This window comes from Bradyrhizobium guangdongense, assembly GCF_006483445.1.
GTDB classification, from domain to species: Bacteria; Pseudomonadota; Alphaproteobacteria; order Rhizobiales; family Xanthobacteraceae; genus Bradyrhizobium; species Bradyrhizobium guangdongense_A.
The window spans coordinates 24923-37243 of the sequence record NZ_PPPT01000151.1 but is presented as its reverse complement, the minus strand read 5'-3'; the positions used below and the strand labels follow the sequence as shown (position 1 = coordinate 37243).

13 protein-coding genes are annotated in these 12321 nt (G+C 64.2%); 9 read left to right on the top strand and 4 right to left on the bottom strand.

Features of this window, described 5'->3' with window-relative positions; translation table 11 throughout:
- The coding region (locus tag C2U70_RS21555; RefSeq protein ID WP_140980426.1) for an adenylate/guanylate cyclase domain-containing protein at nt 1-278 on the top strand (278 nt) is incomplete at its 5' end.
- A gap of 103 nt (nt 279-381) precedes the next feature.
- Nucleotides 382-1296, top strand: coding sequence for a PhzF family phenazine biosynthesis protein (locus C2U70_RS21550; protein WP_140980425.1), 915 nt, complete (start codon nt 382-384; stop codon nt 1294-1296).
- A gap of 147 nt (nt 1297-1443) precedes the next feature.
- Here the strand turns inward: C2U70_RS21550 and C2U70_RS21545 are convergent, their stop codons facing one another.
- Complete coding sequence (locus C2U70_RS21545) at nt 1444-1908, bottom strand: DUF488 domain-containing protein (protein ID WP_140980424.1); 465 nt, start codon at nt 1906-1908, stop codon at nt 1444-1446.
- A gap of 150 nt (nt 1909-2058) precedes the next feature.
- Here C2U70_RS21545 and C2U70_RS21540 point away from each other — a divergent pair, with 150 nt between their 5' ends.
- A complete protein-coding gene (locus C2U70_RS21540; protein WP_186294396.1) occupies nt 2059-3027 on the top strand; it encodes a Bug family tripartite tricarboxylate transporter substrate binding protein in 969 nt (322 codons plus the stop codon).
- A gap of 13 nt (nt 3028-3040) precedes the next feature.
- Here the strand turns inward: C2U70_RS21540 and C2U70_RS21535 are convergent, their stop codons facing one another.
- Nucleotides 3041-3862, bottom strand: coding sequence for a DUF72 domain-containing protein (locus C2U70_RS21535; protein ID WP_140980422.1), 822 nt, complete (start codon nt 3860-3862; stop codon nt 3041-3043).
- A gap of 116 nt (nt 3863-3978) precedes the next feature.
- On the opposite strand from C2U70_RS21535, the gene C2U70_RS21530 reads away from it, so the two are divergent.
- The 4 genes from C2U70_RS21530 to C2U70_RS21515 all read left to right on the top strand — a co-directional run bounded on the left by C2U70_RS21530 (nt 3979) and on the right by C2U70_RS21515 (nt 7522).
- On the top strand, nt 3979-4338 hold the full coding sequence (locus C2U70_RS21530) for a hypothetical protein (RefSeq protein WP_140980421.1): 360 nt from the start codon (nt 3979-3981) through the stop codon (nt 4336-4338).
- A 96-nt stretch (nt 4339-4434) separates the two neighbouring features.
- Nucleotides 4435-4638 carry a hypothetical protein gene (locus C2U70_RS21525; protein ID WP_140980420.1) on the top strand — a complete coding sequence of 68 codons (204 nt, stop codon included), beginning with the start codon at nt 4435-4437 and terminating at the stop codon, nt 4636-4638.
- 226 nt (nt 4639-4864) lie between these two features.
- Nucleotides 4865-6010, top strand: a complete 1146-nt coding sequence (locus tag C2U70_RS21520; protein ID WP_140980419.1) for a glycosyltransferase family 2 protein — start codon at nt 4865-4867, stop codon at nt 6008-6010.
- A gap of 6 nt (nt 6011-6016) precedes the next feature.
- Nucleotides 6017-7522, top strand: coding sequence for a glycosyltransferase family 39 protein (locus C2U70_RS21515; protein WP_140980418.1), 1506 nt, complete (start codon nt 6017-6019; stop codon nt 7520-7522).
- A gap of 6 nt (nt 7523-7528) precedes the next feature.
- Here C2U70_RS21515 and C2U70_RS21510 read toward each other — a convergent pair whose 3' ends face one another.
- Both C2U70_RS21510 and C2U70_RS21505 read right to left on the bottom strand, forming a co-directional pair.
- Nucleotides 7529-9415 carry a CHASE2 domain-containing protein gene (locus tag C2U70_RS21510; RefSeq protein ID WP_140980417.1) on the bottom strand — a complete coding sequence of 629 codons (1887 nt, stop codon included), beginning with the start codon at nt 9413-9415 and terminating at the stop codon, nt 7529-7531.
- Between the two features lie 52 nt (nt 9416-9467).
- The gene (locus C2U70_RS21505; RefSeq protein WP_140980416.1) at nt 9468-9989 is read right to left on the bottom strand and encodes a FecR family protein; all 522 of its coding nucleotides are present in this window, start codon (nt 9987-9989) and stop codon (nt 9468-9470) included.
- A 219-nt stretch (nt 9990-10208) separates the two neighbouring features.
- Between C2U70_RS21505 and C2U70_RS21500 the strand changes: the two genes are divergently transcribed.
- Together C2U70_RS21500 and C2U70_RS21495 are read left to right on the top strand one after the other, a co-directional pair.
- Complete coding sequence (locus C2U70_RS21500) at nt 10209-10904, top strand: DUF899 family protein (RefSeq protein WP_140980415.1); 696 nt, start codon at nt 10209-10211, stop codon at nt 10902-10904.
- 221 nt (nt 10905-11125) lie between these two features.
- The gene (locus tag C2U70_RS21495; protein ID WP_140980414.1) at nt 11126-12265 is read left to right on the top strand and encodes a DUF2778 domain-containing protein; all 1140 of its coding nucleotides are present in this window, start codon (nt 11126-11128) and stop codon (nt 12263-12265) included.
- Nucleotides 12266-12321: the final 56 nt, after the last annotated feature.

Below are 12321 nucleotides of genomic sequence, written 5' to 3'. Positions count from 1 at the left end.
GATCGAGCTGGCCGCTGCGCATCGGCATCGGCATCCATTTCGGCGAGGTCGTCGCCGGCAATATCGGCTCGCCCCGCCGCAAGGAGTATACCGTCATCGGCGACACCGTGAACTTCGCCTCGCGCCTGGAAGCGCTGAACAAGGAATTTGGCTCGCAGTTCCTGATCTCGTCTTCGGTGCGCGATGCGCTCGGCGATGACGGCGATGACGCTATCGAGCTCGGCGAGGTCGAGGTGCGCGGCTATGAGCGCCCGGTCGCGGTCTATCAACTGGGCTGAAGAGCCTCGCGCACGATTGCACCGAATGCACTCAATTGAGGGGCGTGACGGCTGACAATGTCGGCATGTAGAGTGCCGCCGACATTTTTGAGAGGGCAGACAGATGCAGCGGCGTTACATCACCGTCGACGTGTTCACCGACCGCGCCTTCGGCGGCAATCCGCTCGCCGTTGTGCTCGATGCCGGTGGCTTGACCACGGCGCAGATGCAGTCGATCGCGACCGAGTTCAACTATTCCGAGACGACCTTTGTGCTGCCGCCGCGCGACAAGACCAACGATGCCGAGGTGCGCATCTTCACGCCGGTCAGGGAGCTGCCCTTCGCGGGCCATCCCAATGTCGGCACCGCCTACGTTATGGCCACGCTCGCCAAGGAGCTGAAGCCGCGGCTGCTGTTCGAGGAGAAGGCGGGCCTCGTGCCGGTCGATATCAGGCGCGAGCAGGGCCGCGTCGTCTCTACCGAGCTGACCGCGCCGCAGGCCCTGACGCGCGCCGCAAAACTGTCTGCGGCCGACATTGCGGCCTGCCTGTCGCTGAGCGCGGAGGACGTCACGTCCGATCGCCATGCGCCGCAGGTCGTGGGCGTCGGAACGGCCTTCGTGGTCGCGGAATTGCGCACGCGCGATGCGGTGCGGCGGGCCAAGGCCGATGCTGCTGCATTCGCCCGCGTATTGCCGTGCGACGGGGCGTTCGCCGTTTATTTCTATACGCGCGACGTGCCCGCGGCGGAAAAACCCTGCGATCTGCAGGCGCGGATGTTCTTCCCGGGCTCGAGCGGCCTGATCGAGGATCCCGCCACCGGCAGCGCCACGGTCGCGGCCGCCGCGCTGCTGGCCGAGCTCGATGCCAGGCGCGATGGCGAGCTGAAACTCACCATCGGCCAGGGTTTTGACATGGGCCGTCCCAGCATCCTCCTGACGCGCGTGCGCAAGGAAGGCGGCAGCATTCTCTCCGCCCATGTCGGCGGGCAGTGCGTGCCGATGATGGAAGGAACGTTCCGGCTCGCGGGCGAGGGGTAGACACTCCCACCACCCCGTCATTCCGGGGCGGCGCGACGGGACCGCGCAAGCGCGAACCGGAGCGTCGAGCCCGGAATCCATCGGGCCGCAGACCTTGAGGATGAATGGATTCCGGGCTCGCGCTTCGCACGCCCCGGAATGACAGCTTCAAAACTGCCGCCCCACCAAATTCGTCACCGTCACCTCGTCACGCTCCTCGATGATCTCGGCAATCATCTGGCGATGGCAATGGGTGTGGTCGCGCTCATAGCAGAGCAGGCAGACGGGACCGGCCTTCTTCACCAGTGCGGACAGCTCGTCCATCTCTTCGCGGGCCTGCGGCGTTTTCAGGTGCTTTGAATAGATCTTCTCCAGAACGTCGAATTGCCCGCTGCGGGCAGCGAGGCGGCCGTCCTTGGGCGTGCCAAGCGCTGCGAGATGCACATAGGCGATGCCGCGCTCGTCGAGGCCGGCGGCGAGCTGCTTCTTGGAAAAGCCCGGCCGCCGCGACGAGGTCACTGCGCGAACATCGACCAAAAGCTTGACGCCGGCCTGTTCGAGCTCGTCCAGCACCGCGTTTGGCGGTGTCTGCTCATAGCCGATGGTGAAGAGGCGATTGGCCTTGCGCGCCATGTCGGTTGTCCGCGTGATTGGCTCTCCGGAAAAGGTTACGTCATCTCCGAAGCACTCGCCATAACCGCGGAGGCCATGTTGCTGCGACGGGCTACGTGTTGCATAGTTTGGCCGAGAGCCGGTCGAACCGGCCGCGCGGCGGAGGGCAGGATGATTGGGGCAGGCCGGTTACTCACGGCAATCGCCGTCGCGTTAGCGCTGGGCATGATGCCGATCCAGGCGCAGACCAGCTATCCGGAACGTCCCGTCAAAATCATCGTTCCGATCGGCCCCGGTGGCAGCTACGACCTGGTTGGGCGCGCGCTGACCGACGCCCTGTTGAAACGTTTGGGCCAATCCTTCTTTGTCGAGAACAAGCCCGGCGCGGGCACGGTGGTGGGAACGCTAGCCGCCGCGCAAAGCACGCCGGACGGTTACACGCTCGTGGTCGGCGGGCTCTCTAACATGGCCTTCAATTCCGCGCTCTATTCCAATCTGGCCTACGATCCGCTGCGCGATTTTGTGCCCGTCGCGATGGTCTATCGCTTCGGCTATGTGATGGTCGGCCGCAAGGACCTGCCGCAGGCCGATGTGAATGCGATCGTCGCTGCGGCAAAGGAAAGGCCCGGCTCGATCACGGTTGCGACGGCCGGTGTCGGCACCGGGCAACAGCTGGTGGCGGCTGCTTTCATGAAGGCCGCCGGCATCAAGCTGCTGGAAGTGCCCTACAAGAGCTCGCCGCAGGCATTTACTGATCTGTTGGCCGGCCGCGTCGACCTGTTCTTCGATTCCATCGCGGCCGGCCTGCCATATGTGCAATCGGAGCAGGCGCGGGGCATTGCCGTGCTGTCGTCGAAGCGCAGCCGGCTTGCGCCTGACGTTCCCACGATGTCGGAGGCGGGCGTGACCGGGCTCGACGTCGATTCCTGGCTCGCCATCTTCGCACCCGTGAAGACGCCGCCCGTTGTGATCGCCAAACTGCGCGCCGACATCCGCGCGGTGCTGCCGGAGCTGACGGAACGGTTCGAGAAGACCGGCGGCGAGGTGTGGGACAGGCCGGATGGGCTGGAGGCTTTTGTCGCGGCGGAGCATGCGAGCTGGACCAGGCTCATTCGCGACGCCGGCATCAAGCTGGATTAGGAAGCGGCTATGCCTACTTCACGCGCGCGATCAGCTCCATCGCGCCTGCCGGCGCGCGCACCTTGCCCTCGTGGATGACATAGGCGAAGACGTCGCGCGGCTCTTTCTTGGGCTTGGCCTTGTCGACCTTCGGCAGGTCGTCGGGTTCGCTGCCCGAGGCCCAGGCCTGAAACCGCTTGCCCCAGGCATCGAGCTCCTTTGGCGGGTAGCAGGTCTTCAGCTCGTCATTGCCCTTTTGCAGCCGCGCATAGACGAAATCGCTGGCGACATCCGCGATCGCCGGATATTTGCCGTGCTCCGCGAACACGACGGGCGTCTCGAACTCCCTGATCAGCGCCACGAAGTCGGGCGTGCAAAAGCTGTCGTGACGGACCTCGACGACGTGGCGCAGCGCGCGGCCGTCGAGCTTGCGCGGCAACAGCTCCAGGAACTTGCCAAAGTCGGCGCCGTCGAATTTCTTGGTCGGCGCGAATTGCCAGAGCACGGGGCCGAGGCGATCGCGCAGCTCCAGCACGCCGGAATCGTAGAAGCGCTTCACGGAGTCGCCGGCCTCCGCGAGCACGCGGCGGTTGGTGGCAAAGCGCGGTCCCTTGAGCGAGAAGATGAAGCCGTCGGGCACTTCGGCTGCCCATTTGCGAAAGCTCTCCGGCTTCTGCGAGCCGTAATAGGTGCCGTTGATCTCGATCGAGGTGAGCTTTGAGGCTGCGTAGGACAGCTCCTTCGCCTGCGTGAGCTTTTCGGGATAGAACACGCCGCGCCAGGGCTCAAACGTCCAGCCGCCGACGCCGATATAGATGTTGCCGGATTTTGCGGTCGCGGTTTTTGGTTTGGCCACGGGAGGATCTCGCGCGAAGGGGGAGGCAGTGCATCCTAATCAAACGAGAAGTGATTGGCCAGTTGCGACGTCCCGTTTAAGCTGCACGATGGGAGCCGCAAAAAAAGGAGAACAAGATGCGGGTGCTGATCGCCACGGTGCTGATCATGATGACATCTGCCGCCATTGCCGATGACGACGATGCGGGCGCGCAGAAACTGGCGATGCAGGGCAGGGACTATTATTGGAAATGCCTGGCGCGGGAGTATTCGCGTGACAGCAACCAGGGCCTTTCGGAACAGGATTTTTCCCGCTCGGTCGCCAGCGCCTGTCCCTCGGAGCGGCAGAACTACCGCGTGACACTGCTCGACTACCTGACCACGCAGTACCCGAACATCGATTCCAGCGCGCATCTCGCCACCGCGAACAGGGCGGTCGAATCGGCGCAGAAGGACGTCGTGACGGCGTATGTGAAGCACAGGCCGCCGACGCGCTGAGCCCTTCGTGGATTAACCGTCGCAGCCCCAAGCCCTTCCGGCTGCGCATTCATCCGTGGTATCACTGCCCTCCCATGGAACAGGAACGAGCCCCGCATGTCGTCTGAGTCGGTCGGAGGCATTTTTGGTGCGATCGTCGCGGCGGTCGTGCTCGCGGTTGCCATCGTTTTTGGGCCCATCGGACAGATCGGCAAGCCGGCGAAGCCCGCGAAGGCCGAGCCTGCGCCACCAGCCATGGCCCCTGCGCCAGCCACACCCGCCCCGCGTGGGCCGGTGATCCGGGAAGTTCCGAACCAATAAGCCTGAAGCCACCCCTTGCGGATGGCCCTTGGGCTCCCCATCTAGTGTCTAACGGCGACGTTGAGCACAAACTCCGGCGCTGGGACGACCTTGGAATAGATAAGGCTGCGCCGGATGTACGCGCGCCCCTGTTCCGGGGTCGTTGGCATTTTAGGGCCCCTTTTGGTCGCTTTCCCAGGAAACCCCAGCTTGGCATCGCAGGACGCGGCGGATATACGCTGCCGTCATGAATGAAGCGATCAGACCGGGCCCCGAAAGCCCGCCGCAGGGCCAGCAAGCCCCGTTGCGCTCGCCCGAGCTTTCGGTCGTCGTGCCCACCTTCAACGAGCGCGACAACGTCACCGTCCTTTATCGGCGGCTGGAGGCGACGCTGCAGGGCGTTGCCTGGGAAGCCATCTTCGTCGACGACAATTCGCCCGACGGCACCTTTGACGTGGTGCGGAGCCTGGCCCAGCGCGACAGCCGGGTGCGCTGCATCCGCCGCATCGGCCGGCGCGGCCTGTCCGGCGCCTGCATCGAAGGCATCCTAGCCTCGAGCGCGCCCTATGCGGCCGTGATCGACGCCGATCTCCAGCACGACGAGTCGCAACTGCCAAAAATGCTCGCGCTGCTGCAGAGCGGGCAGGCCGATCTCGTCGTAGGCAGCCGCTATATCGAAGGCTACAAGAACGAAGGTTTCAACAAGCAGCGCGCCGGAGCGAGCCAACTTGCGACCGAGGTCGCCAGGAAGGTGCTGCAGGTCGAAATCGCCGATCCCATGAGCGGCTTCTTCATGATCCGCACTGATCGTTTCGGCGAGCTCGCACCGAAGTTATCCGTGCACGGCTTCAAGATCCTGCTCGACGTCGTCGCGTCGGCTCATGGGTCCCTACGCGCCGTGGAAATTCCCTACACCTTTGGCGAACGCCAGCACGGCGAGAGCAAGCTCGATTCCATGGTCGCGCTGGATTTCGTCGGCCTCGTGCTCGCAAAACTGACCAACGACGCGGTCTCGCTGCGTTTCCTGCTGTTTGCGATGGTCGGCTCGATCGGCCTCGTCGTGCATCTCACGACGCTGTTCATCGCGCTCGAGATCTTCAAGGAGCCGTTCGCGGAGGCGCAGGCCGCGGGCGCCCTGGTCGCCATGACCAGCAACTTCATCCTCAACAATTTCCTCACCTATCGCGATCAGCGGCTGAAGGGCTTTGCGATCCTGCGCGGCCTGATCGCCTTCTACATCGTGTGCAGCGTCGGCCTGTTCGCCAATGTCGGCGTCGCCTTCTCGGTCTACGACCAGGAGCCGATCTGGTGGCTCGCCGGCATGGCCGGTGCGCTGATGGGCGTGGTGTGGAACTACGCGATGTCCGGACTGTTCGTCTGGCGCAAGAAATAGCGCGTTATGGGCGGGGCTGACGCGCGGATCGTCCGCAACACCGCGCTCACGATCCTCGCGCTGGTCGGCCTGCGGCTTGTCGCGGCCGCCTACACGCCGATCACTTTCGACGAAGCCTATTACTGGATGTGGTCGAACAACCTCGCGGGGGGCTATTACGACCACCCGCCGATGGTGGCCTATGTCATCCGCGCCGGCACGCTGATCGCCGGCGATACCGAGCTCGGCGTCCGCCTGGTCTCGATCCTGCTCGCGATTCCCATGAGCTATGCCGTGTACCGCGCGGCCGCGATCCTGTTCGGCGGCGCGCGGGTTGCGGCGACCGCTGCGATCCTGCTCAACGTCACGCTGATGGCGGCGGTCGGCACGCTGATCGTCACGCCCGATGCGCCGCTGCTGGTGGCGTCCAGCTTCGTGCTGTTCTTCCTCGCGAAAGTGCTGGAGACCGGTCGTGGCGCCTGGTGGCTTGCGGTCGGCGTCGCCGTCGGTGCTGCGCTATTGTCAAAATACACCGCGCTGTTCTTCGGTGTTGCGATCCTGATCTGGCTGATCGTCGTGCCGAAGCTGCGGCGCTGGTTTCTCTCGCCCTGGCCTTATCTCGGCGGCATCGTCGCCTTTGCGGTGTTCTCGCCGGTGATCCTGTGGAACGCGGACCATCAATGGGTCTCGTTCCTGAAGCAGTTCGGCCGTGCGCGGATCGAGGATTTTCGTCCCGTCTTCATCGCCGAGATCATCCCGACCCAGATCGCGTTCGCGACGCCTCTGGTCTTCATCCTGGGCGCGATGGGGCTGCATGTGCTGGCCTGGCGCAAGGTGGGCGCGTCGGCCTCGCGCGTGCTGATCAACACGATGGTCTGGGTCATCACCGGCTATTTCGTCTGGCACGCGCTGCACGCGCGCGTCGAGGCCAACTGGTTTGCGCCGATCTATCCGGCCTTCGCAGTCGCAGCCGCCGCTGCCGTCAACATCGCGCAATGGAAGCCGCGCGAACGGCGCACCGTCGATTTCTGCCTGCGCTGGGCCGCGCCCGTCGGCATCGTGATGTTCGCAGCGCTCATCGTGCAGGCCAATACCGGATGGCTGTCCGGCTATCGCCGCGACGCCACCGTCCGCAGCGTCGGCGTCGGCTGGCGCCAGCTTGCCGATGAGATCGAGGCGGTGCGCGCGCGGACCGGCGCGACATGCATCCTGGCGCCGGATTACGGCACGACGTCGTGGCTGGCGTTCTATCTGCCGCGCGGCACCTGCGTGCAGCAGCAATCGCAGCGCATCCGCTGGGTCAACATGAGCGAGCCCGATCCAAAACTGCTCGCGGGCAAGGCGCTGTTCGTTGATGAGCTGCGCACCGACGGACATCCGTTTCTCAACGATATTTTCTGGCAGGTGAGCCGCGTCGCCGAGTTGACGCGCAAGCGCGGGCCGCTCGTGGTCGAGACCTACGGTATCGACCTGCTCGAGGGCGCCAAGCGCGAGGTGCTGGATCGTTCACCGCCGCCGGAACTGCAGAAATAGGCGAAACTAGCTCACCCGATCCGGCACGGCTTTGGCCTGTGCAGTCTGCGGCTCATTGCGCCAGAACCAGACCGTCATCTCGCCCGTCCGGCCGCGAATGCTGGCCTGCATGGGGCCGATCAGACGACCCGCGGCCAGGGGTGCGCGGGTGCCGGCTTCGCTGAGCAGCGTATCGCTCAAGGCGAGGCTCGCGCCATGCTGGGCGGCGACCTCCATCAGGCGGCTTGCGACGTTCACCGTATCGCCTGTGGCCGTGATGTGCGCATGGCTGCGGCCGCCGAGCCGCGAGGCCACGATGGTTCCGAAATGCGCACCGATCTTGAAGCCGAGCTGGCCGCCGATCTCGCGCGGGAGGGTCGCGATCCAGCGCTCCGCCATCCGGTAGAGGCCGATACAGCATTGGACAGCGCGCGCGGCATCGTCGGGTGCCTGTTGTGGCAGGCCGAACAGGATCATCGCGCCATCACCGAGAAAACCGGTGATGGTGCCGCCACAGGCAACCGCCTCGCGGTCGACCAGCGCATGCAGTTCTTTCAGCAGGTCGCGCAGCTCGTCCGGATCAAGATTCTCGCTCAGCGCCGTGAAGCCGGAGAGGTCGATGAAGACGATGGCGCCGTTCTGCCGGACCGGCTTCACGAGGAAGTCCGGATCGCGCGCCAGCCACTCCTGCACCGCCGGCGCCTGGAATTGCGCCAGCAGTCGGCTGCGGGTTGCAAAATACTGCGTCCTGCGCCCGCCGGCCCATAATTGCGTCGCCGAGAAGAGCGCAACCGGCGGGACGGTTGCAGCGAGCGTGGTCGCGGCATTGAGCCAGATGCCGTGCGTGAAGGCGAACACGTTCAACGCAGCCCAGGCCAGGAACACCACCGCGGCTGCGACAAGCCCGATCGCGCTCCGCCGCCAGGCCAACAGCCCGACCAGCAGCAGCGGCAGCAGGATGATCGTTGCGGTTTCGGCGATACGAACGCTGCGGTCATGCACGATCCCGTCGCCGGCGATCAGATGCGTGATCGCGGTCGAGATCACCTCCACGCCCGGCATCAGGGAATCGAACGGCGTCGGGAAGAAATCACCGCCACCGGCGACCGCCGCGCCGATGACGACGATCCGGTCCTGGATTGCATTGCGATTGAGTGTGCCGTCGAACACGGTTTGCGCGCTGACCGTTCGGATCGTGCGGCGCGGGCCGTAATAGGTGATCGGCAGCGTGTAATTCGCATCGGTCGCGACCGAGTGTTCACCGATCGACAAATGGTCCGGCGCCACCGTCAGCGGCTTGTCGAGTACGCGCGTCGCAACCCGCAGCGGAAACGACAGTTCGACCTTGTCGCGGGTCCGAAACAGCATCGGGATCGACAGCGGTGATCCCGTGGCGACGTTGACGATGCCGACATCGGCATGGTCGGCGAAGACGGGAAGCGGCAGCAGGAAGCGATCGGCCTGCGGCAGATTCCCGAGCGGTCCCTCGCTGCCGGTCTCGACGGCCGCGCTTGTGTCCGGAAAGATTGCGGCCGCCGCGAGCACGGCAGGCTTTTCCGCGAGCGCTTTGGCCAGCAAATCGTCGTCAGAGGCCGTGCCGCGGTCCACCAGCAGCAGATCGATCGCTATCAGCTTGGGCTCGAATCTTGCGACGGCGTCGACGACGCGCGCGAGATCGGCGCGGGCGAGGGGATAGTGGCCGCCGCGCTTTACGACGGTATCGTCGATGGCCACGATGGTGACGAGATCGGGCGGGGTTATCACTCCGCGCGCCAGCGTGCGCAGATCCGTCAGCGTTGCTTCGAGGCGATCGAGAACGCGCAAATGGCCAGTGGCGTGACCGGCATAGATGCCGGCACCCCAGAGCGCCGTCAGCACAAGCGCGATCAGACCGTGGAAGCGACGCTTACTCATCCGCTCAATCTATTGTCCAAAATCTATTGTCCAAGAATCTATTGACCGAGCCTCATTGACCAAGCCTTGCCATCAGCGCGGTGACGCGCGGTGCGCCCCATTGCTTCACGACCAAGGCTCCGGTGCCTTCGACATCGACGCCTTCACCGACACCAAGCGTGACCGACTTGCCGCCGGCACGGCGGCTGACCGCAACGCGTCCGTCGGCGACGAACACGGCGGTCTTGCCGTCGGAGGCATCGACGGCCCATTTGGTGCCACGCACGGCTGCAATCGCCTGTGGCGTCAGCACCTTGAAACGATTGCCACCGGGCTTCTTGGGAACTTCAACTAGCAAGGCCTTGCTGCTCAATTCGATGGAGTCGATATGTCCGTCGCGATTATTGTCTTTAAGTTCAAACCTCGCGCCGCTTTCGGCGACGATTGTGATGCCATTGTCACAACGTAATATCTGCGTTGCGTTGGACGACGGGCTCGACGTGCAGCCGAGCGTGGCGGGCTGCGCCGAAACCTCCGCGAAAGTCAGGCAAAGCGATGCCAAAGCAAAGAATCCCGCGCGTGCGGCCTTGAACATGGAAGCCTCCATTCGGCGCTCGGACTACTCAAATGATCGTGATACGGTACCGTATCACATACAACCAGAAGTGAAAAGCTCTGGATTGAGCCACAATTGGTCGAGGTGGGCGGCATTTCCCAAGGTTTCAAGGCTGCCGGATTTTCCGCGACGGCGATGTCGGAACGGCCACCTCGAGTTCGTCTTGTAATGACGCCGGCGCAACAGACGAGGTGACCGATGAGCAGTCCTGTCCTGACGCCCGCCACAGAGCTCGCCAGCACCAATCGCACGCGTCATCCCAACGAAAGTGCCGCGTACCGGCGCGCGCGCCAGGCGTTGTTGATCGAAGAGATCGAGCTGCGCCGCCAGACCGAGCGCGTCGCGGAATTGCGCCGTGCGCTGCCTGAGGGCGGCGAGGTGACGAAGTCATATGTTTTCGAAGGCGAGGGCGGGCCGGTCAAATTCGCGGAGCTGTTCGGAGATAGGCAGACGCTCATCGTCTACAACTACATGTTCGGGCCGCAGCGTGAGCGGCCTTGTCCGATGTGCACTTCCTTCATGAGCACGTGGGACGCCAAGCTTCCCGATATCGAGCAGCGCATCGCGTTCGTCTTCGTCGCGCGCTCGCCGATCGCGCGGCTCGTTGCCGCGAAGCAGGCGCGTGGCTGGACACGCCACAAGATCTATTCCGATACGTCAGGCGACTACACGCGGGATTATGTGAGCGCTGAGGATGCCGATGTGTCGGGCTACAGTGTCTTCACGAGGCTCGACGGCAGCATCCGTCACTTCTGGTCCGGCGAGATGGGAATGGCCACCGCCGACCCCGGCCAGGACCCGCGTGGCTCGCCCGAGTTGGACCCACTTTGGTCAATTTTGGACACCACACCGGAGGGGCGCGGCAAGGACTGGTACCCCCGGCTCAGCTACTGAGAATCGCGCTCCGAGGCATGGAATAAGCCCGTGATTCTGCGGGCTTTTTCCCAAATTGGGACAACGTTAACGAATTGCCTTGGAACCGCCCGAACTTAATCTGCCTTTTACTAAAAGTCGCCTTAATGACGCTCCGACCCTCTGCCAGATGCAGTGCTGGAACCTGACCAGCAGCGGCACTTGAAGGGGGACTGAGTGGAACTGTTCTGGACGCAAGGCGAATGAGTACGAGTATCGCTGCGCGGAGTCACGCGGCACGGAAGTCCAAGAAGAATTCTCGGAAGTCTTCCCGAAAAGCTAGCTCCCAAAATTTCGTAGGCGCCGCCGCGATCGGCTGCCTTGTGCTGGGCTGCGGCTGGACCGTGTACAGCAACATCATCGCTTCGAGCCCCTATCCGACGCTCGGGGTTGCCAACTACGACGAGCCCGTAATCAAGCGCGCGCCCAAGGTCGCGCTGCGCGAGGCGGGCGCGGCGGTGAAGGAAGTGTTCGCGCTTCTTCCCGATCGCCTGCAGGTCGCGGCACCCATCAGCCGCGAAATGTTCAACGAGCGTTTTGCTGCGGCGGCCGCGCAAGGCGTTGAATCGAATGCGGCGAGTGCTGCGCCGTCGACGAAGATTGCCGACGTAAAGCCCGCTGAGACCGCCAGGGTCGCAGAAGCGCCGAAGGCTCCGGCTCCTGCGAAGATCGCAGATGCTGCCAAGGCCAAACGTAGCCCCGAGGCGCCGGTGCAAGTCGCGCTCAACGATCCCGCGGAAAACGTGCCCGCGCCGCCGGCGAAGAAATCTCTCGCCGAGCGCGCCAAGGCCGCTGTGATGTCGATCGCCTCCAACGACAGGCACTCGATGGTCGAAAAGCTCTGGGGCAAGCGCGAGCCGTCCGGCGGCTTGCTCGCCTATGCCTCGGCGGATGCCAGCATCACCGCGAGCATCGCGCCGAAGGAGCAGAACCCGATGCTCGGCGGTTCGGCGCCCTATGATCGCGAGACCGCGGTCTATGACATCACGGCGAAGACGGTCTATCTGCCCGACGGCACAAGGCTCGAGGCGCATTCCGGCCTCGGCTCCAACCTCGACAATCCGCGCTCGTCCAATTTGCGCATGCGCGGCGTAACGCCGCCGCACATCTACACGCTGAAGCCCCGCGAAGCGCTGTTCCACGGCGTGCCGGCGCTGCGGCTGACACCGATCGGTGGCGAGAGTGCGATCTTCGGCCGCGACGGCCTGCTCGCGCACACTTTCATGCTCGGGCCGAACGGCGATTCCAACGGCTGCATATCGTTCAAGGACTACTACGCTTTCCTCGATGCCTATCGTAACAAGGGCATCCGCAAGATCGCCGTGCTGGCGCGGGTCGACTAGAGCGTTTTCCAGCGAAGTGGATTCCGGTTCGCGCTCAGAAAACGCGTCAAAACCAG

What these genes read in the sequence shown, in the direction of transcription:
- C2U70_RS21550 (WP_140980425.1), top strand. Translation starts at nt 382, where the DNA reads ATGCAGCGGCGTTACATCACCGTCGACGTGTTCACCGACCGCGCCTTC.
- C2U70_RS21545 (WP_140980424.1), bottom strand. Translation starts at nt 1,908, where the DNA reads ATGGCGCGCAAGGCCAATCGCCTCTTCACCATCGGCTATGAGCAGACA.
- C2U70_RS21540 (WP_186294396.1), top strand. Translation starts at nt 2,059, where the DNA reads ATGATTGGGGCAGGCCGGTTACTCACGGCAATCGCCGTCGCGTTAGCG.
- C2U70_RS21530 (WP_140980421.1), top strand. Translation starts at nt 3,979, where the DNA reads ATGCGGGTGCTGATCGCCACGGTGCTGATCATGATGACATCTGCCGCC.
- C2U70_RS21525 (WP_140980420.1), top strand. Translation starts at nt 4,435, where the DNA reads ATGTCGTCTGAGTCGGTCGGAGGCATTTTTGGTGCGATCGTCGCGGCG.
- C2U70_RS21520 (WP_140980419.1), top strand. Translation starts at nt 4,865, where the DNA reads ATGAATGAAGCGATCAGACCGGGCCCCGAAAGCCCGCCGCAGGGCCAG.
- C2U70_RS21515 (WP_140980418.1), top strand. Translation starts at nt 6,017, where the DNA reads ATGGGCGGGGCTGACGCGCGGATCGTCCGCAACACCGCGCTCACGATC.
- C2U70_RS21510 (WP_140980417.1), bottom strand. Translation starts at nt 9,415, where the DNA reads ATGAGTAAGCGTCGCTTCCACGGTCTGATCGCGCTTGTGCTGACGGCG.
- C2U70_RS21505 (WP_140980416.1), bottom strand. Translation starts at nt 9,989, where the DNA reads ATGTTCAAGGCCGCACGCGCGGGATTCTTTGCTTTGGCATCGCTTTGC.
- C2U70_RS21500 (WP_140980415.1), top strand. Translation starts at nt 10,209, where the DNA reads ATGAGCAGTCCTGTCCTGACGCCCGCCACAGAGCTCGCCAGCACCAAT.
- C2U70_RS21495 (WP_140980414.1), top strand. Translation starts at nt 11,126, where the DNA reads ATGAGTACGAGTATCGCTGCGCGGAGTCACGCGGCACGGAAGTCCAAG.